The sequence below is a fragment of the Bartonella sp. AP7XZML genome (genome assembly GCF_042195745.1).
Classification (GTDB): Bacteria; Pseudomonadota; Alphaproteobacteria; order Rhizobiales; family Rhizobiaceae; genus Bartonella.
Genome location: NZ_JBHIOT010000026.1, coordinates 1 through 23,317, shown reverse-complemented (window position 1 = coordinate 23,317; position 23,317 = coordinate 1). Strand labels below are relative to the sequence as shown.

Sequence of the window (23,317 nt, the reverse complement as noted above, 5' to 3'; positions counted from 1 at the left end):
CGTGAAACTGTAATAGGGCGTGTGGTTGCTCAAGAGCCGTGAGGGTTGTGGGGCGGTTGGGGAGAAGAGGTGCCAATGGAGGCGTAAAGGTTGGATTGTGAAATGCGTCAAAATTGGAATGGGGGATTGGGGTAATGGAGGGCGTTGGGGGAAAAGGGTTGATGGCAATGAATAGGCTGGTGATAGGTTTGTAATAGGCTTGTATAGGCTTTAATGGGGCGGTTTATCGGCAGTTTTGTTGTTTTCTGTGAATTTGCAAAATCGTAAAAGCGTGAAACTGTAATAGGGCGTGTGGTTGCTCAAGAGCCGTGAGGGTTGTGGGGCGGTTGGGGAGAAAAGGTGCCAATGGAGGCGTAAAGGTTGGATTGTGCAATGCGTCAAAATTGGAATGGGGGAATGGGGAGCGTTGGGGAAATGTGGGAATGGAGGGCGTTGGGGGAAAAGGGCTGATGGCAATGAATAGGCTGATGATAGGTNAGGGCTGATGGCAATGAATAGGCTGATGATAGGTTTGTAATAGGCTTGTATAGGCTTTAATGGGGCGGTTTATCGGCAGTTTTGTTGTTTTCTGTGAATTTGCAAAATCGTAAAAACGTGTAACTGTAATAGGGTGTGTGGTTGGTCAAGGGCTGTGATGGTTGTGAGAGGGGGATAAGCCCGTGTGAGAAGGGTTAGAAAAACGTTTGGTTTTGGAGCTGTTGATATAGGCATGCTGTTTAGAGGCGTAAGGGGAGGGGATTGTTCGTTCTCAAAGCCTATGATGTAAGAGAGTATGGGCTATTCAAGAGGGTGTTCGGGTATGGATAGAGATTGAAGGGGCACTGCTTCTTTGCAAAGCAGAGGTATTGATCATAAGTTTTGTTTATTCATATGTTTTTTTATGGCATCCAGTACCTGTTGGCTTATCTCCTTATGGGTCAGCCATCGTAAACCTTTGGGCGTTGTTTTTTGTCCTAATTGAATGGGGATAAAATCAACCTTGTTTTTGCGCGCGCACTCGATGATCATTTGATCATGCGTGTTGGAACCAAAAATATGAAGAATACATGGCGGTTTAGGCAAAAGAGCCAACTGCTCAATTAATGCGCAAGAAAATGCATAGGCGGGCGAATGAATCCATAATATGCAATATTTTAGATCATGCCATTGCTTCACAGCTTCTAAAAATTGCGCCTTTGATGCCGCACAATCATAATCCAACGACACACACAACTGTTTGTTGTGCAATGCCTCAAGCTGGACTTTATGGGAAAGAAAGCGCGCAGCAATAATCACTTCTTGCGGCTTTAGTGATTGATACAAAGGGGCTAGCATCCCTGTGCCCCCTACCACTAAATAACGATAGTGCGCATCCTTTTTTTTCATGCCCCCTCCCTTATTGCTTTAAATCCCACCTCTTTGCTTTAAAAATGTGTACATTTCATCAGCAAGTCTTTCACAACGGGTTTGTACCTCTTCACTTATAACTTTCCAAGTACGACCTTCATCATCTGAGGAAAAATCTTCGTTGGAAGAGGCGATTTGACATTGGAGTGTGTAACCATAAAGCGTGTGCACCACCGGCACTAAATGTTCACAAGGTTGTGCGCATTTTTTGGCCGTACTCCCATGAGAGATAAGTCCAACAGGTTTATTTAAAAAGGCATTATAGCTCAAATTATCAAGAGCATTTTTTAAAACACCCGAATAAGATCCTTGATAAACGGGGCTTGCTAGAATAACGCCATCAGCCGCGGCAATGGTTTTGACAAACTCACGGACCGCAGCACTTGGATTAGCCTCTACCTGCTGATGATAATCGGGATCTGTCATCGGCAAGGGCTGTTCACGCAAATCAACCCAATGAAGTGATGCACCCCGCTTTATGAGGCAATCCGCTAAATAATTAGCTAAAGTTCTTGTTAATGAAGGTTGACGCACAGACCCCAAAATAATTGCTGTATTCAACAGGATTCTCCTTTATCTTTTCCCCACAAGCCTATAACGCAAGGCTTATAAAGAAGTGTGAGTAAAATGATGCGTATCATTATGCTGTTTATAAAGAGCAATTGTGATGATATCGCATCATCATAGAATCAGTTCATGCTAACAAGATTGTTGACAAAACAACACCTCAAACTTGCAAGGGAATGTTAGTGCTTTCATTAATATTAAAATGCTTGATCTCAAGAATCGCGGCTGTCTCTCTGTCTTAGAAGCGCTTTGATGAATATATTCTGAGCTATTGGCTTGCAAGATCCCCAATGAAAAATGGAATATATCGTCATATTTTGAATGATCATTGATCCTTTTTAATTGGAATAAGAAAGTTGTAAGATTTTCTCATTTCAAATGCTCTTATTGCGCGATCATTTGCAAATCAATGGAAGTTCCTTTTTTCATGTCTTAAGTGGGGGGCGGAAAACAATTGAGAAAAGAATAAAAATGCTTCTGTCTGGGATAAGGGCTATCGTAAAGGCGGGATATGGCTGTTGTTGGGGCAGAGGTGGGGTTGTTGCAGGGAGCCTTAGGGTAATGGGGTTGTCCGTGTTGAGGAACGGGGTTATGGCGTGCCGTATTACAAGGGAGGGTAGCGGTGTTTTTTTAAACAAGCACGTGAATTGGCAAAAGTATTGGCAACATGAATATGCAATACGAGTATTTTCTGGGGTGTTCTGTTTGACGACAATGGATGCAATGGTGCTTGAGAGATTATGCGTATTACAAGGGAGGATAAGGCTATTGTAGAGGACTCAGGGGGCGTATATGAATGGTGCCGGATTACATTTTTTATTGAAACAATGGTGGTGATAGAGTTTATAGTAAGGGGATATATTCATGGGAGCGCTATTGTTATCCCCTTCATGGGGGCTGTTCATGAAATGGGGGTGATGCGCGTTGGTTTGGAAGTGTTGAGAGGTGTTTTTTTAAACAAGCACGTGAATTGGCAAAAGTATTGGCAACATAAATATGCAATACAAGTGTTCTCTGCGGTGTTCTGTTTGACGATAATGGATGCAATTGTGCTTTGAGAGATTATGCGTGTCGTTATAAAGTTAGGGACAAACAGTTGCATAAAAGGGAAGAGCAAATGAAGGGGGAAAATTCCACATTTTATAACAAACGGTGCTCTCTTTTTTTTGGAAAATCATTTCGTTCTTATAAAGATCATATGATCATTTGTCTTATTTCTATCCTTATTGGGATAGGTTATAAAGCTCTTTTGATCCCATTAGAATCCAAGTGGACGTTGAGTGTATCACAGGATAGCACTCTTTTGGCGCTTTTTGTGCTGCGTGAAGTCATCATGGTGTGTGTTGTTGCCTTGATGCCTGTTTTATTGGTGCTTTATCTCATCTTAATGTATTTGTTGAAAAAAAAGATTCAGCAGTTAGAAGAGGCTATCCAGCAACGGGGTCACACAATCGATCAACAAAATAATCCAGTAAAAAACAATAGAGAAAAAATAATCTGTTTTTTTATCGTATACTTTTGGTTGATATTTCTGCTAAACGTCTTTTTTCCTGCGGGTGTTGTCATGCTCATTTTAGAATTTTATTATTTTGTTTTCAAGCGCGTGAGAACGTATCGTAAAGTGAGACGGGCATTAAAACGCATAAGAAAAGAGAGCGACAAGGCGCTTGCCTAGCTATAAAGCGCTTGCGTAGCTATTGTGAGGGGTAAGAGGCAATGTTTGGAAGCTCTCGTGACACAAGAAAGAGGGGGGATGGTTGGAAAATCATCAGGCAAAGAGGATAAAGAATCCTATCAGGTTTGTAATGAGGAAGATGCTCTTAATCATTTGGAAGAGCAACCGCGCTTTTAGAAAGTTGGGGGTTTTTATTGAAAACAAGGGAAGCGCCATGCATCGCACTTTTCGTGGTTCTTAAAAGAGCGGGCATGAGATAAAGAGCGGGCATGAGATAAAAAAATGCGTTTTTCATAAAAAGGAAGAGCAATGAAGGGGAAAAATTCAGCATTTTATAATGCACTACGCCATTTTTTCGAGAAAGATTATTTTTCTGTGCAAGAGCATGTTGTCATTTGTTTCCTCTCGCTCATTATTGAGCTATGGAACAGGATTTTCTTTCTTGAGCTATGGAACAGGATTCTCTCTCTCTCTCATCCTTGGATAGCAAAGAGTACAGCATTTTCTCTCTTGAGTTGTGGAACAGGATTTTCTTTCTCTCATCTTTGGGTAGCCAAGAGAACTTGACAGGGTGGCAGGATACACCCCTTTTTCTCTCTCTGTGTGCGTTTTGGCAAGTTATTACAGTGTGTGTTTGGGTCTTGTTTCCAGTTCTGTACATACTCTTCATAACATTGTGGCTTTTGTTGAGAAAAAATACTCAAAAATTGAAAGAAATAAACCTGCAACGGGGTAAAATAACTGATCAAAAGGATTGGTATAAAAAAGGCGATAGAGAAAAATGGAGTGATATTCTTGTTACAATATTTGGTCTCGTGCTTCTGTTCGTGACACTGTGGTTTGCTTGTATTCCCATGATGATTTTACAACTTTATTATGGTGTCTTTAAGCAGGTGAGAACGTATCGCTGTTTAAGAAAAGGACTGAAAAACGTCTTGCAAGAACAGGATACAGCGCTTGAGAAGTCATGAGAGGGAAAAAATAATGAAGAAATTATGAGAGATTCAGCCTTTATAGGGATTGCTCTCTATACCATTTTGCCTTTGATATGTTTTGGTGTTTTTTATGGGGTGTCCGTAAACATTGCTTTAAAGGAGCAGTGTTGGGTGGCATTGAGTGGAAGAAAAGCCGATTATGGATTAGTATTGATTTAAGGGAATAAGAGCCCTTGGGGTTTAGAGCCTAGAGTGAGCGCTTGGGACTTACTTTATCGTTTGAGGCGTGAGGAAGGAACGGTTTTGCTTGTAGGGGTGCGCGGTATATGGGTTGTTTTCGTATTTTTAGGAGCCTTGTTCATTCAAGCTTTGAAATGAATCCTATTGAAGTGGGGATGCAGGGTGATTTTCTTGAAAATAGGAGAATTTTTAGGAAGAAAAAGCTGAATTGTGACTATTGTTTATAGATTGGTACGGTTTGAAAATCTTTATTGTTTGCAATGTGAGGAAGGTAAGAGGGTGGCAAGGTAGCAGGAATATTATAATTTTTATTATGACGCAAACCATAATGGTCTGTGTACTTTTCTTTATTCCGGTGGTATTTGGGTTTTGCATCATCATAATGCGTAAATTGGAAAAAAATCCAGAAACGAGAAGAGGCAATCTCTGTGTGATAGCAAATAGCTCTCTGTCACACGGGGTCTTTTCAAAGAGTGAGAGGGGAATACATGAAGGAGCAAAATTGGGCATCAGAGCAAGAAACGCATAAAGGAGCGCATTCTTTTTCGCTCCAGCACGTGTTGCTCTCAGCAAAGGATTATAAAATTATCTTTGCTATTGCGGTTCTCATTATCATCTGGAGAATGGTTCTAGAAATACCAGGTGTATTAAATTGGCAGCTGACAGGGTGGCAATATGTTGTGCATGCCGTTCTCTTTAAAACGACGGTCGCCATAACGGTTTGTGTTATTATTTTTATTCCGGTTATGTTACGGCTTCGCACCAAAGTGACGGGTGAGTTGCGAAAAAATATTCAGAAACTAGAAGAAGCAATCTCTGTGCGAGAGCACATAAGCTCTCTGTCACACGGGCTTTGTAAAGACTGAGAGGGGAAAAATGAACAGTGATCCTATAGCCGTATTTCTATTAGATCCCCTGTTTTGGGTGATGATTGTTATTTGCATGATCATTATCATGCTTATTTTAGCTCTTTATACCTCTGTCTTCAAACGGATGAAAATGAATTTCCAAGTGAAAGGCGAGCTGGAAAGAGTGCTTAAAGAAAATGATCTTGCAACGCAGCAGTTTTGGAAAGATGAAGCTGTGGTGCAGAAGAGGCGTTTGCAACTAAAGGAAAAAGAGTTCTCTGCCGATTATGATGATGATGATGAAATTCTCACGATAGAAAGTGCAACAGGGCTTTTAAAAAGCTTGGGATGGTCGGTGGAAATCGAGGGAAAGGGAGATTATTTGGCAACCCTCTTTTTACCAGATCGTGAAGTGCAGTTTCTCTATAACGAGAAACGAGTGGAAGAATTTTCGCCTTTTGATCGCGGACTTTTAATTATGAGCGGTATTTTTGCGGCGGCTTGTCAGACGATTAATCCTCATAATTCTGGGGTTGTGCCAACGGTATTTATGAATTTTGTACCCAATGGATTGGAAATTTTTGAAGAAAAAGTGAGCGTCCAGCTTTTAAAGAAAGCACTCGATAAAACTTTAAAATGGACAATGGAAGATGATTCTTTGCATGAAATATTTCGCTCTCAATATGGTATTCCCCCTTGGGAAAAAGACTCTTTATCTTGGGCAACGAATGATGACATAGAGCTTGCACCTTATGCTTTGCTGCATTTTGCTGCTCTTGCCTTACTTGGCGATGTTGAGACTTTAGCTTCTTATGACGAAAGTTTTACGGCAGGGGAGAAGCTTGGCTTTGATGAAACCATTGAAAAAGTCCATTTGGAACGCGCGATGGTGATCGCTCAAGAAGTGAAAAGGGAAGGAAAGTTCAGTTACGATCTACTGGAACGGGTTGCTGAGAAGTGGTCCATAGCCATGGACTATCAGCTTTTCAGAGTGAGATCCCCTAATACGTGTAATCAAAAACGTGCTTTTCATAAAAAATTAGTCGAGGAGAAAAAACAAGAATTAAGGGAACAAGGATTTGATGTGAGTGATGAACAGTTCGTGTTTGAAGCAGAGGGGGTAAAACATGCTCCTGATATTACTTATATTAAAGATGGTGAACCTGCATTTATGGATATAAAAATTGATTAGTGTTGTACTCTCCTGTTGAAGGAAAGCACTCTTATTTAAAAGATGTGAAAGCGCCATGATTGAGACGCTTTCACATCTTTCTTACCAGAGCCAAATAAAGGGCTCAAAAAATCAAGAATAATAGCCAAGATTTTAAAAAATAGACTGGAAATGGCTTGATCCTCAAGAATAGGGGAGAAAAATCAATTATAAATTCTACTCTCTTCTTTAAGACTGTTCTGTTGTTTTGTTAGAAAATGCTCATAAATCATTGCTTATTCAAGCGCCTTATTTAAGCGGTATGAGGGGAAGCTCCATTGACTAAAGCGCTATGGGGAAGCTCTATTGACTAAAGTGCTATGGGAGGGAAGCTAGGGGGTAGAGCCTTTGTCATTTGAGGTGAGAGGAAGGCAAAAAATGGCATTTTTGAGCAGCGTTAAGCTCTTTTGCCTTTGAGGTATTTTTTGTCTTTTTAAGAAGTCCTTGCCAATGAAGCAGCGCTTGTTAAGCTTCAACAGTGTTTCAGTATGGTGATATTGATATAAAAAGTTATGGTGTTTTTGTGTTTTTCAGTCTGCTTCATGGAGATCTGTAAGCCAATCCGATGACAGAGGAGATGCTTGGTCATTTTCTTGAAAACAGAAGAATTTTTGGGAAGAACAAGAAGATTGCGGACCCTTATTAACGAAAGCGCTATGGGAGCGAAGCTAGGGAGTTAGAGCCTTTGTCATTTGAGATGTAAGACAAGTAAAAATGGCATTTTTGAAGGCGATGATATTTGGCCAATAAAAATAAAAACACAATAAAAACTAAACTAAAACAAAGGAAAAATTAAACTAAAAAAGGCCCCATTTTATAAAGGGCCTTTTTATTTAAATTTTACAATATATACAAAATGTATATAACCTTACTTTAAGAACTTTTTGTATCTTATATTCTAGTAGCAACAAGTTGTACGAAATATATAATAAGTGATCCTAAAAAACCAGCTATTGCATTCAATAAATTTTCTGCTTTATCGTATATATCGTTGATTGATGCTTGTTCTGATGCGCTTCTATTACTGACTCTCAGTATATTCAATGTATCCGATGTGTCCCTTACTTGTTTAACAAACTGTAAATTTGTTTTCTCAATAGTATAAGGAGCAACAATAGGAGAGGGTTGTTTATTGACTATACGATCAGATTTTTGAATCGCGAGAGCTAAACCACTTGTAATAGCCCCAGCTATGAAAAAATATCTGATATTCATAGTTTTTCTCCTATATTTATTTCGATAAATAAATATCGATACGTATCATATATAAATTCGATTTAAATAACTATAGTAAAAATACAACAATCACAAAAAAGAATAAACTTTGTCTATATTTTGACAAAATTTACTCTTAATTGCCTTAATGAATTCTTTCAGATTCGATTTTATGAAGGCGTAAAAAAGTTTGAAAGCTCTGTAGGTAAGTGGAATCCCATAAGGTGGGTGATACAATAGTTGCTAGAAAATTTCTTTTTGTGCCTTTGACCAAGGATTCATAAAAATGAGGGTTCATAAAAATGAGATGCGATGAAAATTGAGTAAAACCCTTGAAGGGAAGGATTCACTCTTTTGAAGGCGGAGTGCATCTTTTCCATGGATTGGATACTGCCTTTATTGAGGGTTCGGCAGTTTCCGTTGAGGGGAAGGATGCACTCTTTTGAAGGCGCGGAGTGCATCCTCTTATGGATTGGATACTGCCTTATGAGGGTTTGGCAGTTTCCGTTGAGGGGAAGGATGCACTCTTTTGAAGGCGCGGAGTGCATCCTCTTATGGATTGGATACTGCCTTATGAGGGTTTGGCAGTTTCCGTTGAGGGGAAGGATGCACTCTTTTGAAGGCGCGGAGTGCATCCTCTTATGGATTGGATACTGCCTTATGAGGGTTTGGCAGTTTCCGTTGAGGGGAAGGATGCACTCTTTTGAAGGCGCGGAGTGCATCCTCTTATGGATTGGATACTGCCTTATGAGGGTTTGGCAGTTTCCGTTGAGGGGAAGGATGCACTCTTTTGAAGGCGCGGAGTGCATCCTCTTATGGATTGGATACTGCCTTATGAGGGTTTGGCAGTTTCCGTTGAGGGGAAGGATGCACTCTTTTGAAGGCGCGGAGTGCATCCTCTTATGGATTGGATACTGCCTTATGAGGGTTTGGCAGTTTCCGTTGAGGGGAAGGATGCACTCTTTTGAAGGCGCGGAGTGCATCCTCTTATGGATTGGATACTGCCTTATGAGGGTTTGGCAGTTTCCGTTGAGGGGAAGGATGCACTCTTTTGAAGGCGCGGAGTGCATCCTCTTATGGATTGGATACTGCCTTATGAGGGTTTGGCAGTTTCCGTTGAGGGGAAGGATGCACTCTTTTGAAGGCTAGGGTGCATCCTCTTATGGATTGGATACTGCTTTATTTGAGGGTTTGGCGGTATCCGTTGAGGGGAAGGATGCACTCTTTTTGAGGGCTAGAGTGCATCCTCTTATGGATTGGATACTGCTTTATTTGAGGGTTTGGCAGTTTCCGTTGAGGGGAAGGATGCACTCTTTTGAAGGCGGAGTGCATCTTTTCCATGGATTGGATACTGCCTTTATTGAGGGTTCGGCAGTTTCCGTTGAGGGGAAGGATGCACTCTTTTTAAGGCGCGGAGTGCATCCTCTTATGGATTGGATACTGCCTTATGAGGGTTTGGCAGTATCTGTTGAGGGGAAGGATGCACTCTTTTGAGGGCTAGGGTGCATCCTCTCATGGATTGGATACTGCCTTTATGAGGGTTTGGCGGTATCCGTTGAGGGGAAGGATGCACTCTTTTGAGGGCTAGGGTGCATCCTCTTATGGATTGGATACTGCTTTATTTGAGGGTTTGGCGGTATCCGTTGAGGGGAAGGATGCACTCTTTTTGAGGGCTAGAGTGCATCCTCTTATGGATTGGATACTGCCTTATGAGGGTTTGGCAGTTTCCGTTGAGGGGAAGGATGCACTCTTTTGAAGGCTAGGGTGCATCCTCTTATAGATTGGATACTGCCTTTATGAGGGTTTGGCGGTATCCGTTGAGGGGAAGGATGCACTCTTTTTAAGGCGCGGAGTGCATCCTTTCCATGGATTGAATGCACTCTTTGGAGGCTGAAGTGCATCCATAGGGAAAGGCATATTCCATAAGAAACAGAGATAACCAAAAGATTTGTTTTTATATTTTATATTGATAGGTTGCTGTATTTTCGAGGGCTATTCATTCTTTATTCTCAATATTTAAGATGATTATGTGATAAGGGTTGTTCGTCAATACAATCGTAAAAGACGCTGATTATTTTTATAAAAATTGAGATATTTTTGTGCCTTTTTCTTGTTTTTTTTGTGTTTACACAAGATATGAACGGCTTTTCAACAGTTTGTTTTTTTAGCTTTGCTAATGGCGATGGCGTTGGCTAAACACTTCAATTGTTTTAACTGCTTCAATACCGCCTTAAAAAACAGTGCTTTATAATATGACAAAATAAGTTGTATAACTTTTGATTCTTAAGCGATGCTAGAAAAAGGGGAATGTTAGGAGAGATGTTGTCTATATTCTTAGTTTATCTCTTAAGGTAGGAAGATTAACATATTTTCCGGATCTATTTTTATTCGGTTTGACGGTTAAAGAGCAATATCTGAATGGAATCACACTTGTCTCATGTTTTTATCTTCACGCTTTAGATTTTTTCTCATAGGGATTTTGTTTTTAATGGGGATTTTGTTTTTTAATGGGAGGTTACGCGACTCACGTAAAACAGAATGTTCTAAATAGAATATATTTGTGTTGCACACTTACCTACTTGTTTAAAAACATTATGTTATCTTATCATCACAATTATATTGGTGATTGGGGATATTGGTAAATCTGATAATGGAGAAATCTCTTGTGAAGTGGATAAGCCTTTCTTTAAAATCTCATAAGGAAAAGCCAGCACATTATCATACTATTCGCGCCTCATATGATGACAGCCTTTGGCTCTTGAGCGTGTTCATAAGAGGCATTTTGATTCTTTATCTTTGAAATCTTTGAAGTGCGTTATTTCATATGTCTCTCATGTTTGTAATGTGGAAAAGACAAGGTGTTGATTGATGCAACATGAAATAAATTTAAAATGAGAGAATCCCTATGATATCTGCGTCTCTTAATTTTATATGGATAACGGGATATGATGATTATAAATCAATATGTTGTCGTGATACATCAACCTGTTGGGGGGGCGATAAAGAAAGTTATCCAATCGTTAAGTCATTCTGTTATGCCGTAAAACACGGTCATTTGAGGTTTGGTGATATGAAGCAAGCTTCCTTGGATATGTTTTAAGTGTTTTTTTAAGGGCGTGGTGAATTTTTGAGACAGAGCAAGCTTCTGTTGCGCCTTGAGTTTAGCGGAAAAACCTGAATAGAAGCCAAGAGGGAATGGCAAACCAAGAGGGAAGTGTATCCAAGCTGTTTGTAAATCAGATTGAGTTAAGAATCTTTGTTCTTTAAGAATGGAACGCAAGTCAATTTGACAAAAGAATGATCTATTTTGCGGGTAAACCTTATGGAGGAATTATCACAAAGCTCATAAGGAAGTGATTTAAGACAATACAGTTATAAAAAGTACAGTCATAAAAAAAAGTCCTCCGTCGCAATCAGAGGACCAAAAAGCAGGAGAATTTTAACATTGACTCGCAGGACGTGTCAAAAAAGAATAAATTTAAAAGGCCGTACTAAATACAAAAAAATCATACTTAAAGAACCTACCATATTATAATTAGCAGAGAATTGAAAAAATAGCAATATAAAAAATAATTTTTACAAAAAATTTTGTCTTTTTGCATTAAAACTTAATACTTTTTTCAATTGAATATTTGTTTTAAGACTCGATATTAATTAAACTATATTTAAAAATATTATGATGCATGCAAGCATCTTGAGAATATTCTTCAATCAAAAACGAATTAAGAGCCTCTCATGATTATAGGATTGATATGGGGGAAGGCTTTTTGTTTTTAAGAGTGTAGGGTGTATCTTAAGTATGTGTGTGGGGGGTGAAGTATTGTCCTTTTGGGTGGGGGGCAAGGTAATGGAAATGGGGGCGAGAGCTGCTCAATGCTTGAGCCCGTGTGTGTGGGAAGGGCTTTAGAGGGGGCGGGGGCAACATGGGAGGCCGCTTAAAATGGCGAGGAGGGGGATTATTCAAAATGTTTATGGTTTGCATATCCCCAATGAAATGCGAGCAAGTCTAAACAATCTCGTAAATGATCGGCAAGAGAGTTTTGTTTGCGTTTTGAAGAACTTAATTCTTTTATCGCTTGTCCATAGCCGATAACGCGTTCAAGCAGTGAATAGCCAAGAATACCCAGTTGAACTTTGATTGTTCTTAAATGATTGGAGGCTTCTATTTGACGTTCAATAGGGTGTGTGTACCCTTGGCTACAGGAAACCTTTTCACGGGTGTAGTCAAGGCTCATGTGGAGATCGGCTTGGCTTTGACGCCAGTAAAAATAAAAACGTTCTGCTGCTTTATATTGGGCTTTGCTGAGATGTCCTTTCGCATATAAAAGGGCAATGGGATGGCTTTGTGCATTGGCAATGGCATTGATGGTGCGCGGATTGCTGGAACTTTCTCGATGATTGGGTTTAAAATAAGGATTACTTGTTTCAACAGGGATTTCTTGCGTCTTTAAATGACCAACGTGCTTTCCTTGATTTTGATGATCAAGCGGGCAGGTTTGCGTATTTTTTTTCTGCTTATGGGTCATAGCATCTCCTTAAAAATTTTAATTTTGCTTCTCGTTTTTAAAAAATGTTGCTTGCTCTAGGCAAAAGAGGGGGATGAGAGGAAGACATGTGTTGGAGTGTGCCGTTTGGGTATGCGCTCTTGGGGGTGACTTGGACTGTTGCGCTTGTGTGTGGGAGCCCCATGGATTTGGCTCTTAAAAAGAGGGGTGTTTTGTCGCATGGTGGATTTTCCTTGAATGGCTTGATGGGGAGTGGCATGATGTTGCGCGGGCTTTTGTCTCTGAAGGGATTGGTATTTTTCTGCATTGTGGTTGTTGTCTTTGTGGTTCTGCTTCTTTAAAGGATGGGCGTTTTGTTGCATGATGGGCATTCTTTCTGATTTTATTGCTGTGGGGGAATTGATGTCGCAGGGTTTTGTTTTTTTGCCATGGTTGATGTTTTTCTGCCTCTTGGGGGCTTTATTTCTATTTATGTGGGATAAGAGGTATTTGAGGGATCATGAAAGGCATAATTTTTTTAAGAGGATGGGGTTTGGGGACTTTATTGGCGGGGATCTCTTGTTGTTTATACGGTTGCTGAACGCATGGGGTGGCGCTGGCTTTGGTTCTCAATCCCGTGGAGTTTTGATGTCCTTTTGGGTCTTGTCATTGGGCTGGTTTATAGAGGTGTAAAGCATCTTGTTATGATTTGGCTTTAGAGCCTTGAAAAGAGAGGTGTTTTGTCGCATGGTGGATTTTCCTTGAATGACTTGATGAGGGAGGTGAGTGATGGCGCGCGGGCTTTTGTCTCTGAAGGGATTGGTGTTTAGCTGTATTGTGGCCTATGTCTCTGTGGCTGTTTATGTGGAAATGAAGGCGTTGGGGATGACGTGGGGCGTATTTTTACGGGCTGTGGCGTTTTATGGCATTCCCGGTATTTTCCTTATGTTGGGTTATGAAGTAATGCAGCGGCGTGGTGTAACGAAGGGTTTGTTCCTCAAGATGGTGTTGTTGAGCTTCATTTTGGCTGCTGTCATTGATTTTATTTATAAGCAAGCTGAGCACTTTGGTTTGACTTGGGTGTGGTTCTCAAACAGGTGGGTGTTTAACATTCTTTTTGGCGTTGTCTTTGGTCTTGTCCTTGGTCTTATTTATCGTGGGGCAAGGCGTTTGGGGTTTAGGCTTTCATTCTTTGAAAAGGATTGATCTTTTGCTGCATTTTTGGCATGGTCTCTGATTTTTACTTAATAAAGGAGCGGGGCGTATGGTGGTTGCGCGGGACATGTTTTTGAAGGGGCTGGCGTTTTTCTGTGTTATTGGCTTGGTCCTTGGTTTTGCTTATGAGGATGCGGGGCGACCGGTTATGACGTGGGAGGTGTTTTGGCAGGGGGTGGAGATTTCTTGCATTGCTGGAGCGACCTTTTGTTTTATTTTGGTGGGAGCAAACAGTAGGACTGTATCGTGGGGCGTGTTTTTCAAGGCTGTGGTGTTTTGCGCCATTGCTGTAGTGGTTCTTGGCTTTGCTTATAAGGGAGTGAAGCGTTTTAATATATCGTGGGAATTTTTAGTGATAGGAGCGGTGTTTGTTGCATTGCTGGACCTGTCCTTGGTTTTGCTTATGAGGATGCGGGGTAAGGGGATATCGCGTGGGGTGTCTTTTTTGAGGTTTCTGGTGTTTTGCTGCGTTGTTGGAGCTGTTGTTGGATTGGCGTATAACGGAGCCAAGCATATGGGGGTTCGCTGGTTTGTGATCTTTAACAATGGGGTGTTTACGGGCACTATTGGACTTGTTCCTTTTTTTGCTCTGGAGGGGATACGGTGTATGCGTGTACTGTTGGGGGGCTTAAAAAGAATGAGCATTTCTCTTCTCCACGGGCGTGATCTTTGATGTTCTTTCTGAGAGGGGTATTTGATGTCGAACGATGTGATGTTTTGGCAGTGGTTGGGGTTTTTCTGCCCTTTGGCGCTCGCCTTTGTTTCTATTTATGTGGGAATAAGGTTTTTCGGGTTTACAAGGAAGGACTTTTTTAAGGGTGGGGTGCTTGCATTCTTTGTTGGCGTGACCTCTAAGTTTGTTTATGCGAAAGCTGAGCATTTTGGTTTGGCTCAGGTGTGGTTTTCAAACAAGTGGGTTTTTTACATTCTTTTTGGCATTGTCTTTGGTCTTGTCCTTGGGCTTATTTGTCTAGGGGCAAAGCGTCTTGGGTTTAGGCTTTCATTCTTTGTAAAGGATTGATCTTTTGCTGCATTTTTGGTTGTTCCTTGGTTTTGCTTATGAGGGTGCGGGGTGTATGGTGGTTGCATGGGACATGTTTTTAAAGGGGCTGGTGTTTTGTGGCGTTGTTGGAGCTGTTGTTGGATTGGCACATGTGGGAGTAAAGCATATGGGCTGGAGCACGCATTGGTTCTTGAACAATGGGGTGTTTCTGGGCACTATTGGACTTGTTCCTTTTTTTGCTTATGAAGGTATAAGGTGAGTGCGTGTACTGTTGGGGTGGGGCTTAAAAAAATGAGCATTTTTCTTTTCCACGGGCATGGTCTTTGATGTTCTTTCTGTGAGGGGTATTTGATGTCGAACGATGTGATGTTTTGGCTGTTGCCTTGGTTTTTCTGCTTTTTTGCTCTAGCCTTGGTTTTTCTTGATAAGATTGCCAAGCGTCGCTCTGTTACAGGGTGGATGTTTTGGAGATGGGTGGTGCTTTATGGCGTTGTTGCCACCTACCTTGGTTTTATTTATATGGGCGTGGGCAGGCGCGCTGTTGACGGGGAGCTGCTCTTGAAGGGGGCGGTGTTTTCTTGCATTTTTGCAACTGTTCTTGGTTTGGTGCATCTGGATGTCAAGAGTATGCCTGTTGCTTGGCAAGTGTTCTTGAAGGCGGTCATGTTTTGTTGCATGATGGGCTTTATCCTGTGGTTTGCTGCTGTGGGCGTCAGGGATATGGATAGCATAAGGGCGGTATTCTTAAAGGGATTGCTCTTGACTGTATTGTTGAAAGTGCTCTTGGGGTTCTTTATACGCGAGCAAGGTGATACGGTGTTACAGAGGTTGTTGCGTGCTTTGAATTTTGTGCTGTTTTGCTGCATTTTGGCACTAATCCTTTTTTTTACCCGTCTGGGAGCAGAGAATCTAGGGTTGAGCTGGCTTTGGTTCTCGAATGATGGGATGTTTTCCTTTATTGTTGGATTTCTTTTTCCTTTGATTTATCAGGGTGTAAGGCGTGCGCGTGTTCTATGGGCTTGGTTCTTAAAGTAGGGGGTGTTTTTTTGTCTTATGGGTGTGATCTTTAATGGGCTTGCTGTGAGGGGTATGTGATGTCGAACGATTTGTTTTTTTTGCTGTTATTGGTGTTTTCCTACCTTTTTATTGTTGTCGTTATTGGTACTTATAAAGTTTCCAAGCGCTTCGATATTCCGTGGTGGCGGGCGGCGTTTTATTGTATTTTTGGTGTTTCCCTCTTTTTGAAGGAAGTGCTGTTTTATTGCATTTTAGGAGTCGTTCTTTTTTTAGCTCTTTGGGGGATGGAGAGTATGGACATACCATGGGGACTCCTGTCCTTGATGGGGATCGTGTTTGCTGCACTGTTGGAGTGGTTCTTAATTTTGCATATGAGGGGGCGGCGAGATGGGGTGGTGACGCGTTGTTTGTGGTTATTGAAGGGGTGGTGTTTTGCGCCGTTGTTGGAGCGATCTTTTTTTGTTTGCGTTTGGGAGCAGAGAATCTAGGGTTGAGCAGGCTTTGGTTCGCGAAGGATTGGGTGTTTTTCATCATTTGTGGATTGATCCTTCCTGTTGTTTCTGTCGGAGCAAGGCGTGCGCGTTTGAAGGCGGAGGCGTTTTTAAAGAGAGTGGGGTTTATGGGGTATTACAGATAACGTCGAGGGAATGATTGTTCAAAAGAACAGCGATAGCGGTAGGTTTGGGGATCAAACCAAAGCCCTATTTTGCCTTCAAAATCACCAGAACGTTGTTTGGCAATATTCATAATGACGCCAGGGCGTTTTGCTAAATCTGCTTTTTCTTGTGCGAGAGAGGCGGCAAAGATTTTATCTTCCAACGACCGATTGCGCCAAATGGTGATAATGTTAAAGGCATTAGCACCAATTTCTGAGGCGCCTTTAATGTCTTCTGTGCTGGGGATATCTTTATCCAGACCGCCTTTGCGGGCATGGGCGACAAGGTGAATATGTACACTGTTTAAAACAGCCCAATCAACCATTTTATAAACGGCTTGTTCTTGTCTTGCATAATCATCAGAGGCAATGCCAAGCCGCATGAGACTGTCGATGATAAATTGATCGCAGCCATAGCGTGCACGACAATAGTCAAAGACATCAAGCAAGGTGTCAACGCTTGATTTGCCAACATGCTCATAAAGAATAAGCCCTTCGTCTAAAAAATGAAGAATCCGTTCAATTGTCTCTTTTGTAGGCTGTTCTAAGCCGCCCGTTTGTTTGGTTAAACGGCGAAGTGATTGTTCTCCTTTCATTTCTAGAGACGCTAAGCAAAGGCGACTCTTTTGTGCAATCCAATGGGGAATACAGTCTGATAATAATTGGCTTTTACCTGCACCACTCGCACCACTCCAGAGCGTTAATTCTGCTGGGCGGAAATGCAATTTGTCCTTCAGTTTAGGATAGGGAACCGTATAACCAAGATGTTTTTCAGGCTCTGGCCAAAAAAGCCCAATCACTTGATCTTTATAGTCTGAGGCGCGCCGTAAACCTTCTGGGGCAAAGCTTTGTGCTGAGGAAAAGGCGGCTTTTATGGTGGCTTTATCGATCCCTGCGGTTAAACAGTCATTGGCATCTTTGCGAGGTAAACGGACACGGTAGCAACGGTGGCGTCCAAGCCTGCTGGCAATCTCACGGGCTGCTTCTTCTCCGGGCTTGTCCATATCGGTGGCTAAAAAAATCGTTTCAAAAGATTCTAAATGATCAAATTCATTTTCAATCCAGTTGTGTTTGCCTCCACTGCCTCCTCCAAAGGGAACAGAGACCGCCGGATATCCATAGGCGGCTAAGGAAAGTGCATCAATTTCTCCTTCAGTGATAACAATGGTACGGTTTGTTGAAGAAAGAATGGGAAATGGCGCCTGTTGGTGTGTGTGTGTGGGTGCCTGTTGGTGTGTGTGTGTGGAGGGGTGGTTGGTTGAGGGGGTGTTTTGGGATACCTGTGTGGAGGCGGGGTTGGTTGAGGGGGTGTTTTGGGATGCCTGTGTGGAGGTGAGGTTGGTTGAGGGGGTGTTTTGGGATGCCTGTGTAGAGGCGGGGTTGGTTGTGGCGATGTTTTGGGATGCCTGTGTAGAGGCGGGGTTGGTTGAGGGTGCCTGCTGGGGTGTGTGCGTGGAGGGGTGGTTGGTTGAGGGGGTGTTTTGGGATGCCTGTGTAGAGGCGGGGTTGGTTGAGGGGGTGTTTTGGGATGCCTGTGTGGAGGTGAGGTTGGTTGAGGGTGCCTGCTGGGGGGTGTGCGTGGAGGGGTGGTTGGTTGAGGGGGTGTTTTGGGATGCCTGTGTAGAGGTGAGGTTGGTTGAGGGGGTGTTTTGGGATGCCTGTGTAGAGGTGAGGTTGGTTGAGGGGGTGTTTTGGGATGCCTGTGTAGAGGTGAGGTTGGTTGAGGGGGTGTTTTGGGATGCCTGTGTAGAGGTGAGGTTGGTTGAGGGGGTGTTTTGGGATGCCTGTGTAGAGGTGAGGTTGGTTGAGGGGGTGTTTTGGGATGCCTGTGTAGAGGTGAGGTTGGTTGAGGGGGTGTTTTGGGATGCCTGTGTAGAGGTGAGGTTGGTTGAGGGGGTGTTTTGGGATGCCTGTGTAGAGGTGAGGTTGGTTGAGGGGGTGTTTTGGGATGCCTGTGTAGAGGTGAGGTTGGTTGAGGGGGTGTTTTGGGATGCCTGTGTAGAGGTGAGGTTGGTTGAGGGGGTGTTTTGGGATGCCTGTGTAGAGGTGAGGTTGGTTGAGGGGGTGTTTTGGGATGCCTGTGTAGAGGTGAGGTTGGTTGAGGGGGTGTTTTGGGATGCCTGTGTAGAGGTGAGGTTGGTTGAGGGGGTGTTTTGGGATGCCTGTGTAGAGGTGAGGTTGGTTGAGGGGGTGTTTTGGGATGCCTGTGTGGAGGTGGGGTTGGTTGAGGGGGTGTTTTGGGATGTCTGTGTAGAGGCGGGGTTGGTTGAGGGTGCCTGCTGGGGTGTGTGTTGGAATACTTGCTGAGGTGCGTGTTGGGTTACCTGTTGGGATGTGTGCGGGGATGCCTGTGTGGAGGCGGGGTTGGTTGAGGGGGTGTTTTGGGATGCCTGTGTGGAGGTGGGGTTGGTTGAGGGGGTGTTTTGGGATGCCTGTGTGGAGGTGGGGTTGGTTGAGGTGGTGTGTTGGGATGCCTGCTGGGATGTGTGCGTGGAGGCGTGGTTTGTGGGGTAAAGGGCTTGCCAACCAAATAAAATCGGTTCACATTGGGAGGCTGTTGGTTTTGTTTTTGCTCCCGTTTGCGCAAGCCGTTCTTTGACTAAAGCAAGGGTGCCGTCGGGTTTATAAAAGGGGAAAATGATTTTTTCGCCATTTTCTCCTATGCGGTAACGCTTTATAATCTCTAGAGGAATGCGGCGTTCTTCATGGAGATAGGTTTTTACAAGATTCTGCGGGCTCTGCCCTGTAGGGACCGGTGGACGGCGATAGGAACGATGGGGCGCCATAAAGGGTTTGGGGCGTGTCAGATTGAGAGTCGCGCGTGCTTCTTCTAAGGCTTGAGAGAGGCTAATGCCTTTGACTTCACACCAAAGGTCTAAAAGATCTCCTCCTGTGCTTTCTGCAAAATCATACCAAAGTCCTGCTTTACTACCACTTAAGCAAATCGATAAACTTTGACCAGCTTCACCACGTGTGTTGCCTACAATCCAATTGTTGCCTCGTTTGTGCCCTTGGGGAAGAAGCATTTCTGCTATTCTATCTGCTTGAGAGATAAGTTTTTGTTTGATTTCAAAAATTGTGCTCATGGTCATTCGTGATATTATTGTCGTTTTTCTCAAGATGTGGGAGGTGAGGATTCTGTTTTTGCTGTTCTCACCGTTTGATCTGATCGTAAAGTCCCGTAGTGCTATGGGGCTTGCCAGTCTACTTTGAGAGCTTCTTTGCCGCTCTTTTCTTGCCAATGGTCGCGAAACTTCTTGGCTTGCCAATGGGCTTGGCTCTCACTCAAACCTTCTGAAATGGCTCTGCTGATGGTTGTTTGCCAAGAGCATGGGAAGTGGTGCCTTGGGAAAAGGAGGACGGTGGCAAGAAGGGTGGGTGTGGATCTGCCTTGGAGAGTGTGGTGCATGCTTGGTCCTGTTTGGGGCATGTGTTTGGGGGGATGCCTGTTGGGGTGCTTGTGTGGAGGGGGAGTGCCAAAGAGTTTGCTTTTCATTGAGTTTTTTTGAAATGGCTCTGCTGATGGTTGTTTGCCAAGAGCATGGGAAGTGGTGCCTTGGGAAAAGGAGGACGGTGGCAAGAAGGGTGGGTGTGGATCTGCCTTGGAGAGTGTGGATCTGCCTTGGAGAGTGTGGTGCATGCTGGAGTCCTGTTGGGGTGTGTATGTTGGGGTGCCTGTGGGGGTCTTTTGCGTGGGGAAAACGCTTTTGTGATGAGAGCAAAATGGGTGATGTTGTCTCGTTTTGCTGTGTGAATCGCCTATCCAAATGTTGTTTTGCCGCCTTTTGTTTTGTTCTGTGTTGTTTTGTCCGATGCTGTTGTGGTTTTGAAGCATTTTTATCCCCGCGCTTGCTTGAAAAATACGTTGTTTGTGTGATGTCAAAAATTGTCGTTATAGTTGATCAAACTGCGGTAAAGCGTGTCGTTGTTCTCAGAGATGAAAGATGAGGAGCCTCCCTGTTTTTGCTGTTCTTGCCGTTCGATCTCACGGCGAAACCAGTTGCGCCATGTGGCTTGCCAGTCTACTTTGAGAGCTTCTTTGCCGCCTTTGGCTTGCCAATAGTCGCGAAACTTCTTTTCTTGCCAATGGGCTTGGCTTTCACTCAAGCCTTCTGAAACTGCCGCCTTGATGTCTGCTTGCCAATGCTCAGGAAGACGATGCCCTTTGGCAACTGAGGTTGTGGTTTTTTTGTTGGTGCAAAGCGGGATGGAGGCAGGAAGATTGCTGGGGGGAAGAGTGGTGGCGGATTTTGTTGTTTCCCCCGTGACAATTTGCGCGATAGGGGCGGGAGTGAACTCGGCTTGGCGAGCGTTTAAAGGGGAGGCGTTTTTTTGCTCCGTTTCTGCTTGGGCAGGCAAAGGGAGAGGTGAATCAAGAGCCGATAAGGGTGATGGATGATCGCTTTGTTCAAAACTCTCTTCGCAGAAAAAACAAGGTTCTGTCTCATCAAACAAAATTTTCTTTTCTAAAACACCGTAAGGTGTTTCCTTTTCTTCTGCCTTTTGAGCTTTTGAGTTTTGTGCAACATCTTTTGTACTTTCGTTAAGCAGTTGTTGCATCTCTGCATTGATTTTCTTGCGTTTTTTTGCCGAAGAACGACCCGCAAAGGATTTTTGTTCAAGCAATTTTTCACGCTCTTGAAAAACATTTTCGCAACGCTTGTTCCATAATCCATTGGCTAAATTTAAAATCTTACCCTCTTGGATGAGCATCTCTAAAACATTAACAAAAGTTCGCTTGTCACAACCACAAAGACGCGCTAAACGTTCTTTCGATATTTCTAAAGGTCGGCCACGGGCATACATTTCATTGAGAAGAATCGTATAGATTCCAATTTCGTGTGCGCGCATCCCACGTACACCTCCTAGAAAGTCATTTTGATACCAACAAACATATGGAAGCCTAGACGATTCATAATGAGGAGTTTCTTGTTGATTAGCGTGTTTCATACTGCAATCTACTTTCTTCTTTTTTATACATTTTTATTGATGATAAAAGCTCAAATAAGGATTTAACTTGTGTTGCTTTTGGCTCTGTTCGATGATGACTAGAGGCTTCTTTACGATGCTTATAAATGATTGGCTGTGCTTGAAGCGCATGCAAACTTACGATTTAAGATTGCGGTGATGGAAAAAATAAAGAATACCACACATTCTCAACGTACTTGCTTTTGGGCAGAAGCTTTGGAGGTGGTCTTTTATATCCGGTAGGGTGGTTAAAGTGTTTTTATGATCTAAAAATAAAAAAATTTTCCCCTAAAAAGTAAAATTTGTTTCCTTAATTTTATCCTTTTTAGAGGATAATGCAAGCCCGTTTTATAAAAAGGACGTGTTTTTTTAAAAAGACGCGCTATATGGTGAAATTATGAATATCGATGGTTGGCGTCAAAGATTAAGAATCGCTTTGGAAAAAAGTGGGCGGTCAAAAAGATCTATCTCCCTCGCTGCCGGTAAAGGCGCGGGGTACCTTCATTCTATTCTTTCTGAAGGAAAAGAACCAACAATCGAATCTCTCTCGCGAATTTGTCACGAAATTAATATCAGTATGAATTATATTCTTTACGGGAAAGGGGCTAGCCCTGAAGATAAAGAATTTATAGAGCTTATTTCGAAACTCTCTCCGCAAGAGAGACAGGCGATTTTGACTCTTTTGCGGCGACCAATTGACGAAGCTTCAAAATAACTTCCTTCTGTGCTTTTGAGTCAAGGCGACTCCAGTGTTTTATTAATATTATGTCACTCATTTTATCTCTCCTGTGTGTTTATAATTGCAATTTTGTAAGAACAAATAGAGAACAACAAAGGGGCATGAGAGGAACAAAGAATAATAGATTTTTCTTTACATATGTCATTTGAACCCCGTAGATATTTAAAATATATCTTTTATGAAGGATAAAATGGTTGACATCTCTCCTATAGAGGAGATAAGACTAACGCTATATTTAGTCTTGTCAAGACAAGGCTATGCTTTATCAACTATCTAAAGGGGGAAATCATGAAAAATATTTCATTCGTTAAAGAGGATGAAATCATTGTCGTTTTATGCGAAGAGGAAAATCCTTGTACTTATGAAGGACCAATCGACGAAATCGAAGAAGTGCTCGAACTGATTGAAGAATGTGAAACTGTTTATAGAGTTTTACGACTCGATCTGACAACTTCTCATGCTGAAGATATTACGGAACAAATCGCTGATTTTTATGTCGAAAATCATGAAATGAATGAAGAAAATACACAATTGCAGCCCTTCATTTTGAATAGTGAAGCTTATCATGCTTGTTTAAATGAAAGAGTGGCTTGCGATTATGAAGATAATCTCTATGGCTCTTATGAAAAACAGCATCGTTTACGCCCATGTGATGTCTTGACAGATTATTGGTGGTAAACATGCCAAGTTATCTCAAGACTTCGTATCAAGGGATTCCACTTTATTATGCTGGAAATATGCGGAATTTAATCAGACTCGAACCACAAAAACACAACGCTATACTTTTTATATCGCAAGAGGTGGCTCAGTCTATGGCAAAAAAATTGGAGGAAGAATATTGCCGCCATGATTTTTCCGTCGTGCAGTAGCAGGGTTGAAAAAAGAAGCCGCAATGATGGGCCCCATGTGCTTTTTCATTGCGGTGACAATGGTGCACGTTATGCTTTCGTTCTTGGGGGGGGCACGACTTGGGGGGAGAGCTTGGGGGAGGAGCTTCGCGGGGATTTTCTTAGCCGATATGGGAAAGGGGGGTATGAAGAAAAGAGCCCTATATATGGGGAATTGCAGACGCTTGTGTGGGGGGGAAGCTGCCGGCTGGTTCATTGGGGGATAAGGCAATGAAGGGGCAGGTCGTCATTCAGTGACTTGGAGTGATACGA

At 42.7% G+C, this 23,317-nt stretch carries 31 protein-coding genes and 2 pseudogenes; 25 read left to right on the top strand and 8 right to left on the bottom strand.

Annotated elements, in window-relative coordinates:
- Nucleotides 1-25 precede the first annotated feature (25 nt).
- Nucleotides 26-175 carry a hypothetical protein gene (locus ACFILT_RS03195; RefSeq protein ID WP_375679561.1) on the top strand — a complete coding sequence of 50 codons (150 nt, stop codon included), beginning with the start codon at nucleotides 26-28 and terminating at the stop codon, nucleotides 173-175.
- A gap of 674 nt (nucleotides 176-849) precedes the next feature.
- On the opposite strand, the gene ACFILT_RS03190 is transcribed toward ACFILT_RS03195, so the two are convergent.
- A complete protein-coding gene (locus ACFILT_RS03190; RefSeq protein WP_375678734.1) occupies nucleotides 850-1,365 on the bottom strand; it encodes a short-chain dehydrogenase in 516 nt (171 codons plus the stop codon).
- An 18-nt stretch (nucleotides 1,366-1,383) separates the two neighbouring features.
- Nucleotides 1,384-1,947 carry an NADPH-dependent FMN reductase gene (locus ACFILT_RS03185; RefSeq protein WP_375678733.1) on the bottom strand — a complete coding sequence of 188 codons (564 nt, stop codon included), beginning with the start codon at nucleotides 1,945-1,947 and terminating at the stop codon, nucleotides 1,384-1,386.
- Between the two features lie 746 nt (nucleotides 1,948-2,693).
- Here ACFILT_RS03185 and ACFILT_RS03180 point away from each other — a divergent pair.
- From ACFILT_RS03180 to ACFILT_RS03150, 7 genes are all read left to right on the top strand, one after another.
- The gene (locus ACFILT_RS03180; RefSeq protein WP_375678732.1) at nucleotides 2,694-3,011 is read left to right on the top strand and encodes a hypothetical protein; all 318 of its coding nucleotides are present in this window, start codon (nucleotides 2,694-2,696) and stop codon (nucleotides 3,009-3,011) included.
- Nucleotides 3,012-3,070: 59 nt separating this feature from the next.
- Nucleotides 3,071-3,628 (top strand): hypothetical protein, encoded by a 558-nt coding sequence (locus ACFILT_RS03175; RefSeq protein WP_375679559.1) that lies wholly within the window; start codon nucleotides 3,071-3,073, stop codon nucleotides 3,626-3,628.
- A 686-nt stretch (nucleotides 3,629-4,314) separates the two neighbouring features.
- On the top strand, nucleotides 4,315-4,599 hold the full coding sequence (locus ACFILT_RS03170; protein ID WP_375679558.1) for a hypothetical protein: 285 nt from the start codon (nucleotides 4,315-4,317) through the stop codon (nucleotides 4,597-4,599).
- A 24-nt stretch (nucleotides 4,600-4,623) separates the two neighbouring features.
- A complete protein-coding gene (locus ACFILT_RS03165) occupies nucleotides 4,624-4,782 on the top strand; it encodes a hypothetical protein (RefSeq protein ID WP_375678729.1) in 159 nt (52 codons plus the stop codon).
- A gap of 33 nt (nucleotides 4,783-4,815) precedes the next feature.
- A complete protein-coding gene (locus tag ACFILT_RS03160; RefSeq protein ID WP_375675330.1) occupies nucleotides 4,816-4,941 on the top strand; it encodes a hypothetical protein in 126 nt (41 codons plus the stop codon).
- Nucleotides 4,942-5,291: 350 nt separating this feature from the next.
- Nucleotides 5,292-5,669, top strand: coding sequence for a hypothetical protein (locus ACFILT_RS03155; protein ID WP_375678728.1), 378 nt, complete (start codon nucleotides 5,292-5,294; stop codon nucleotides 5,667-5,669).
- Between the two features lie 10 nt (nucleotides 5,670-5,679).
- Nucleotides 5,680-6,843 (top strand): DUF6990 domain-containing protein, encoded by a 1,164-nt coding sequence (locus ACFILT_RS03150; RefSeq protein ID WP_375678727.1) that lies wholly within the window; start codon nucleotides 5,680-5,682, stop codon nucleotides 6,841-6,843.
- Nucleotides 6,844-7,752: 909 nt separating this feature from the next.
- On the opposite strand, the gene ACFILT_RS03145 is transcribed toward ACFILT_RS03150, so the two are convergent.
- Together ACFILT_RS03145 and ACFILT_RS03140 are read right to left on the bottom strand one after the other, a co-directional pair.
- Nucleotides 7,753-8,076, bottom strand: coding sequence for a hypothetical protein (locus tag ACFILT_RS03145; RefSeq protein WP_375613621.1), 324 nt, complete (start codon nucleotides 8,074-8,076; stop codon nucleotides 7,753-7,755).
- Nucleotides 8,077-8,354: 278 nt separating this feature from the next.
- Entirely contained in the window at nucleotides 8,355-9,059 is a 705-nt protein-coding gene (locus ACFILT_RS03140) for a hypothetical protein (RefSeq protein ID WP_375679557.1), read from the bottom strand.
- Nucleotides 9,060-9,243: 184 nt separating this feature from the next.
- Between ACFILT_RS03140 and ACFILT_RS03135 the strand changes: the two genes are divergently transcribed.
- Together ACFILT_RS03135 and ACFILT_RS03130 are read left to right on the top strand one after the other, a co-directional pair.
- Nucleotides 9,244-9,570 carry a hypothetical protein gene (locus ACFILT_RS03135; RefSeq protein ID WP_375679556.1) on the top strand — a complete coding sequence of 109 codons (327 nt, stop codon included), beginning with the start codon at nucleotides 9,244-9,246 and terminating at the stop codon, nucleotides 9,568-9,570.
- A 112-nt stretch (nucleotides 9,571-9,682) separates the two neighbouring features.
- On the top strand, nucleotides 9,683-9,832 hold the full coding sequence (locus ACFILT_RS03130; protein ID WP_375679555.1) for a hypothetical protein: 150 nt from the start codon (nucleotides 9,683-9,685) through the stop codon (nucleotides 9,830-9,832).
- A gap of 2,200 nt (nucleotides 9,833-12,032) precedes the next feature.
- Here ACFILT_RS03130 and ACFILT_RS03125 read toward each other — a convergent pair.
- Complete coding sequence (locus ACFILT_RS03125; RefSeq protein WP_375679254.1) at nucleotides 12,033-12,602, bottom strand: hypothetical protein; 570 nt, start codon at nucleotides 12,600-12,602, stop codon at nucleotides 12,033-12,035.
- Nucleotides 12,603-12,688: 86 nt separating this feature from the next.
- On the opposite strand from ACFILT_RS03125, the gene ACFILT_RS03120 reads away from it, so the two are divergent.
- The 8 genes from ACFILT_RS03120 to ACFILT_RS03085 all read left to right on the top strand — a co-directional run bounded on the left by ACFILT_RS03120 (nucleotide 12,689) and on the right by ACFILT_RS03085 (nucleotide 16,432).
- Nucleotides 12,689-12,922: a hypothetical protein gene (locus ACFILT_RS03120; protein ID WP_375679253.1), complete on the top strand. Its 234-nt coding sequence runs from the start codon at nucleotides 12,689-12,691 to the stop codon at nucleotides 12,920-12,922.
- A 19-nt stretch (nucleotides 12,923-12,941) separates the two neighbouring features.
- On the top strand, nucleotides 12,942-13,253 hold the full coding sequence (locus ACFILT_RS03115) for a hypothetical protein (protein ID WP_375679252.1): 312 nt from the start codon (nucleotides 12,942-12,944) through the stop codon (nucleotides 13,251-13,253).
- 96 nt (nucleotides 13,254-13,349) lie between these two features.
- On the top strand, nucleotides 13,350-13,766 hold the full coding sequence (locus ACFILT_RS03110; RefSeq protein ID WP_375679251.1) for a hypothetical protein: 417 nt from the start codon (nucleotides 13,350-13,352) through the stop codon (nucleotides 13,764-13,766).
- 58 nt (nucleotides 13,767-13,824) lie between these two features.
- Nucleotides 13,825-14,448 (top strand): hypothetical protein, encoded by a 624-nt coding sequence (locus tag ACFILT_RS03105; protein ID WP_375679250.1) that lies wholly within the window; start codon nucleotides 13,825-13,827, stop codon nucleotides 14,446-14,448.
- 24 nt (nucleotides 14,449-14,472) lie between these two features.
- A complete protein-coding gene (locus ACFILT_RS03100; protein WP_375679249.1) occupies nucleotides 14,473-14,796 on the top strand; it encodes a hypothetical protein in 324 nt (107 codons plus the stop codon).
- A gap of 4 nt (nucleotides 14,797-14,800) precedes the next feature.
- Nucleotides 14,801-15,037, top strand: coding sequence for a hypothetical protein (locus tag ACFILT_RS03095; RefSeq protein ID WP_375679554.1), 237 nt, complete (start codon nucleotides 14,801-14,803; stop codon nucleotides 15,035-15,037).
- A 92-nt stretch (nucleotides 15,038-15,129) separates the two neighbouring features.
- Complete coding sequence (locus ACFILT_RS03090) at nucleotides 15,130-15,813, top strand: hypothetical protein (RefSeq protein ID WP_375679247.1); 684 nt, start codon at nucleotides 15,130-15,132, stop codon at nucleotides 15,811-15,813.
- 286 nt (nucleotides 15,814-16,099) lie between these two features.
- Nucleotides 16,100-16,432 carry a hypothetical protein gene (locus tag ACFILT_RS03085; protein ID WP_375679553.1) on the top strand — a complete coding sequence of 111 codons (333 nt, stop codon included), beginning with the start codon at nucleotides 16,100-16,102 and terminating at the stop codon, nucleotides 16,430-16,432.
- Here the strand turns inward: ACFILT_RS03085 and ACFILT_RS03080 are convergent.
- Nucleotides 16,426-17,631 (bottom strand): annotated as a pseudogene (locus ACFILT_RS03080) (bifunctional DNA primase/helicase); the annotation flags it as partial. The gene ACFILT_RS03085 and the pseudogene ACFILT_RS03080 overlap by 7 nt on opposite strands.
- Here ACFILT_RS03080 and ACFILT_RS03075 point away from each other — a divergent pair.
- Both ACFILT_RS03075 and ACFILT_RS03070 read left to right on the top strand, forming a co-directional pair.
- Nucleotides 17,615-18,757 carry a hypothetical protein gene (locus ACFILT_RS03075; RefSeq protein WP_375679563.1) on the top strand — a complete coding sequence of 381 codons (1,143 nt, stop codon included), beginning with the start codon at nucleotides 17,615-17,617 and terminating at the stop codon, nucleotides 18,755-18,757. The pseudogene ACFILT_RS03080 and the gene ACFILT_RS03075 sit on opposite strands and share 17 nt — an antisense overlap.
- 27 nt (nucleotides 18,758-18,784) lie before the next feature.
- Nucleotides 18,785-18,964, top strand: coding sequence for a hypothetical protein (locus tag ACFILT_RS03070; protein WP_375679562.1), 180 nt, complete (start codon nucleotides 18,785-18,787; stop codon nucleotides 18,962-18,964).
- Here the strand turns inward: ACFILT_RS03070 and ACFILT_RS03065 are convergent.
- Nucleotides 18,936-19,536: pseudogene (locus tag ACFILT_RS03065) on the bottom strand (DNA primase); the annotation flags it as partial. The gene ACFILT_RS03070 and the pseudogene ACFILT_RS03065 sit on opposite strands and share 29 nt — an antisense overlap.
- 251 nt (nucleotides 19,537-19,787) lie before the next feature.
- Here ACFILT_RS03065 and ACFILT_RS03060 point away from each other — a divergent pair.
- On the top strand, nucleotides 19,788-19,949 hold the full coding sequence (locus ACFILT_RS03060) for a hypothetical protein (protein WP_375679552.1): 162 nt from the start codon (nucleotides 19,788-19,790) through the stop codon (nucleotides 19,947-19,949).
- A gap of 42 nt (nucleotides 19,950-19,991) precedes the next feature.
- Nucleotides 19,992-20,204, top strand: a complete 213-nt coding sequence (locus ACFILT_RS03055) for a hypothetical protein (RefSeq protein WP_375679551.1) — start codon at nucleotides 19,992-19,994, stop codon at nucleotides 20,202-20,204.
- A gap of 125 nt (nucleotides 20,205-20,329) precedes the next feature.
- Here ACFILT_RS03055 and ACFILT_RS03050 read toward each other — a convergent pair whose 3' ends face one another.
- Entirely contained in the window at nucleotides 20,330-21,400 is a 1,071-nt protein-coding gene (locus ACFILT_RS03050) for a YdaU family protein (protein ID WP_375678751.1), read from the bottom strand.
- 415 nt (nucleotides 21,401-21,815) lie between these two features.
- On the opposite strand from ACFILT_RS03050, the gene ACFILT_RS03045 reads away from it, so the two are divergent.
- From ACFILT_RS03045 to ACFILT_RS03035, 3 genes are all read left to right on the top strand, one after another.
- Nucleotides 21,816-22,133, top strand: a complete 318-nt coding sequence (locus ACFILT_RS03045) for an XRE family transcriptional regulator (RefSeq protein WP_273790852.1) — start codon at nucleotides 21,816-21,818, stop codon at nucleotides 22,131-22,133.
- A gap of 312 nt (nucleotides 22,134-22,445) precedes the next feature.
- Nucleotides 22,446-22,835, top strand: coding sequence for a hypothetical protein (locus tag ACFILT_RS03040; RefSeq protein WP_375678752.1), 390 nt, complete (start codon nucleotides 22,446-22,448; stop codon nucleotides 22,833-22,835).
- Nucleotides 22,836-22,837: 2 nt separating this feature from the next.
- Nucleotides 22,838-23,026, top strand: a complete 189-nt coding sequence (locus tag ACFILT_RS03035; RefSeq protein WP_273790850.1) for a hypothetical protein — start codon at nucleotides 22,838-22,840, stop codon at nucleotides 23,024-23,026.
- Nucleotides 23,027-23,317 lie beyond the last annotated feature (291 nt).

What these genes read in the sequence shown, in the direction of transcription:
- ACFILT_RS03190 (WP_375678734.1), bottom strand. Translation starts at nt 1,365, where the DNA reads ATGAAAAAAAAGGATGCGCACTATCGTTATTTAGTGGTAGGGGGCACA.
- ACFILT_RS03180 (WP_375678732.1), top strand. Translation starts at nt 2,694, where the DNA reads ATGCGTATTACAAGGGAGGATAAGGCTATTGTAGAGGACTCAGGGGGC.
- ACFILT_RS03175 (WP_375679559.1), top strand. Translation starts at nt 3,071, where the DNA reads ATGAAGGGGGAAAATTCCACATTTTATAACAAACGGTGCTCTCTTTTT.
- ACFILT_RS03165 (WP_375678729.1), top strand. Translation starts at nt 4,624, where the DNA reads ATGAGAGATTCAGCCTTTATAGGGATTGCTCTCTATACCATTTTGCCT.
- ACFILT_RS03155 (WP_375678728.1), top strand. Translation starts at nt 5,292, where the DNA reads ATGAAGGAGCAAAATTGGGCATCAGAGCAAGAAACGCATAAAGGAGCG.
- ACFILT_RS03150 (WP_375678727.1), top strand. Translation starts at nt 5,680, where the DNA reads ATGAACAGTGATCCTATAGCCGTATTTCTATTAGATCCCCTGTTTTGG.
- ACFILT_RS03145 (WP_375613621.1), bottom strand. Translation starts at nt 8,076, where the DNA reads ATGAATATCAGATATTTTTTCATAGCTGGGGCTATTACAAGTGGTTTA.
- ACFILT_RS03140 (WP_375679557.1), bottom strand. Translation starts at nt 9,059, where the DNA reads ATGCACTCCGCGCCTTCAAAAGAGTGCATCCTTCCCCTCAACGGAAAC.
- ACFILT_RS03125 (WP_375679254.1), bottom strand. Translation starts at nt 12,602, where the DNA reads ATGACCCATAAGCAGAAAAAAAATACGCAAACCTGCCCGCTTGATCAT.
- ACFILT_RS03120 (WP_375679253.1), top strand. Translation starts at nt 12,689, where the DNA reads ATGTGTTGGAGTGTGCCGTTTGGGTATGCGCTCTTGGGGGTGACTTGG.
- ACFILT_RS03115 (WP_375679252.1), top strand. Translation starts at nt 12,942, where the DNA reads ATGATGGGCATTCTTTCTGATTTTATTGCTGTGGGGGAATTGATGTCG.
- ACFILT_RS03110 (WP_375679251.1), top strand. Translation starts at nt 13,350, where the DNA reads ATGGCGCGCGGGCTTTTGTCTCTGAAGGGATTGGTGTTTAGCTGTATT.
- ACFILT_RS03105 (WP_375679250.1), top strand. Translation starts at nt 13,825, where the DNA reads ATGGTGGTTGCGCGGGACATGTTTTTGAAGGGGCTGGCGTTTTTCTGT.
- ACFILT_RS03100 (WP_375679249.1), top strand. Translation starts at nt 14,473, where the DNA reads ATGTCGAACGATGTGATGTTTTGGCAGTGGTTGGGGTTTTTCTGCCCT.
- ACFILT_RS03090 (WP_375679247.1), top strand. Translation starts at nt 15,130, where the DNA reads ATGTCGAACGATGTGATGTTTTGGCTGTTGCCTTGGTTTTTCTGCTTT.
- ACFILT_RS03085 (WP_375679553.1), top strand. Translation starts at nt 16,100, where the DNA reads ATGGGGACTCCTGTCCTTGATGGGGATCGTGTTTGCTGCACTGTTGGA.
- ACFILT_RS03075 (WP_375679563.1), top strand. Translation starts at nt 17,615, where the DNA reads ATGGTACGGTTTGTTGAAGAAAGAATGGGAAATGGCGCCTGTTGGTGT.
- ACFILT_RS03055 (WP_375679551.1), top strand. Translation starts at nt 19,992, where the DNA reads ATGGGAAGTGGTGCCTTGGGAAAAGGAGGACGGTGGCAAGAAGGGTGG.
- ACFILT_RS03050 (WP_375678751.1), bottom strand. Translation starts at nt 21,400, where the DNA reads ATGAAACACGCTAATCAACAAGAAACTCCTCATTATGAATCGTCTAGG.
- ACFILT_RS03045 (WP_273790852.1), top strand. Translation starts at nt 21,816, where the DNA reads ATGAATATCGATGGTTGGCGTCAAAGATTAAGAATCGCTTTGGAAAAA.
- ACFILT_RS03040 (WP_375678752.1), top strand. Translation starts at nt 22,446, where the DNA reads ATGAAAAATATTTCATTCGTTAAAGAGGATGAAATCATTGTCGTTTTA.
- ACFILT_RS03035 (WP_273790850.1), top strand. Translation starts at nt 22,838, where the DNA reads ATGCCAAGTTATCTCAAGACTTCGTATCAAGGGATTCCACTTTATTAT.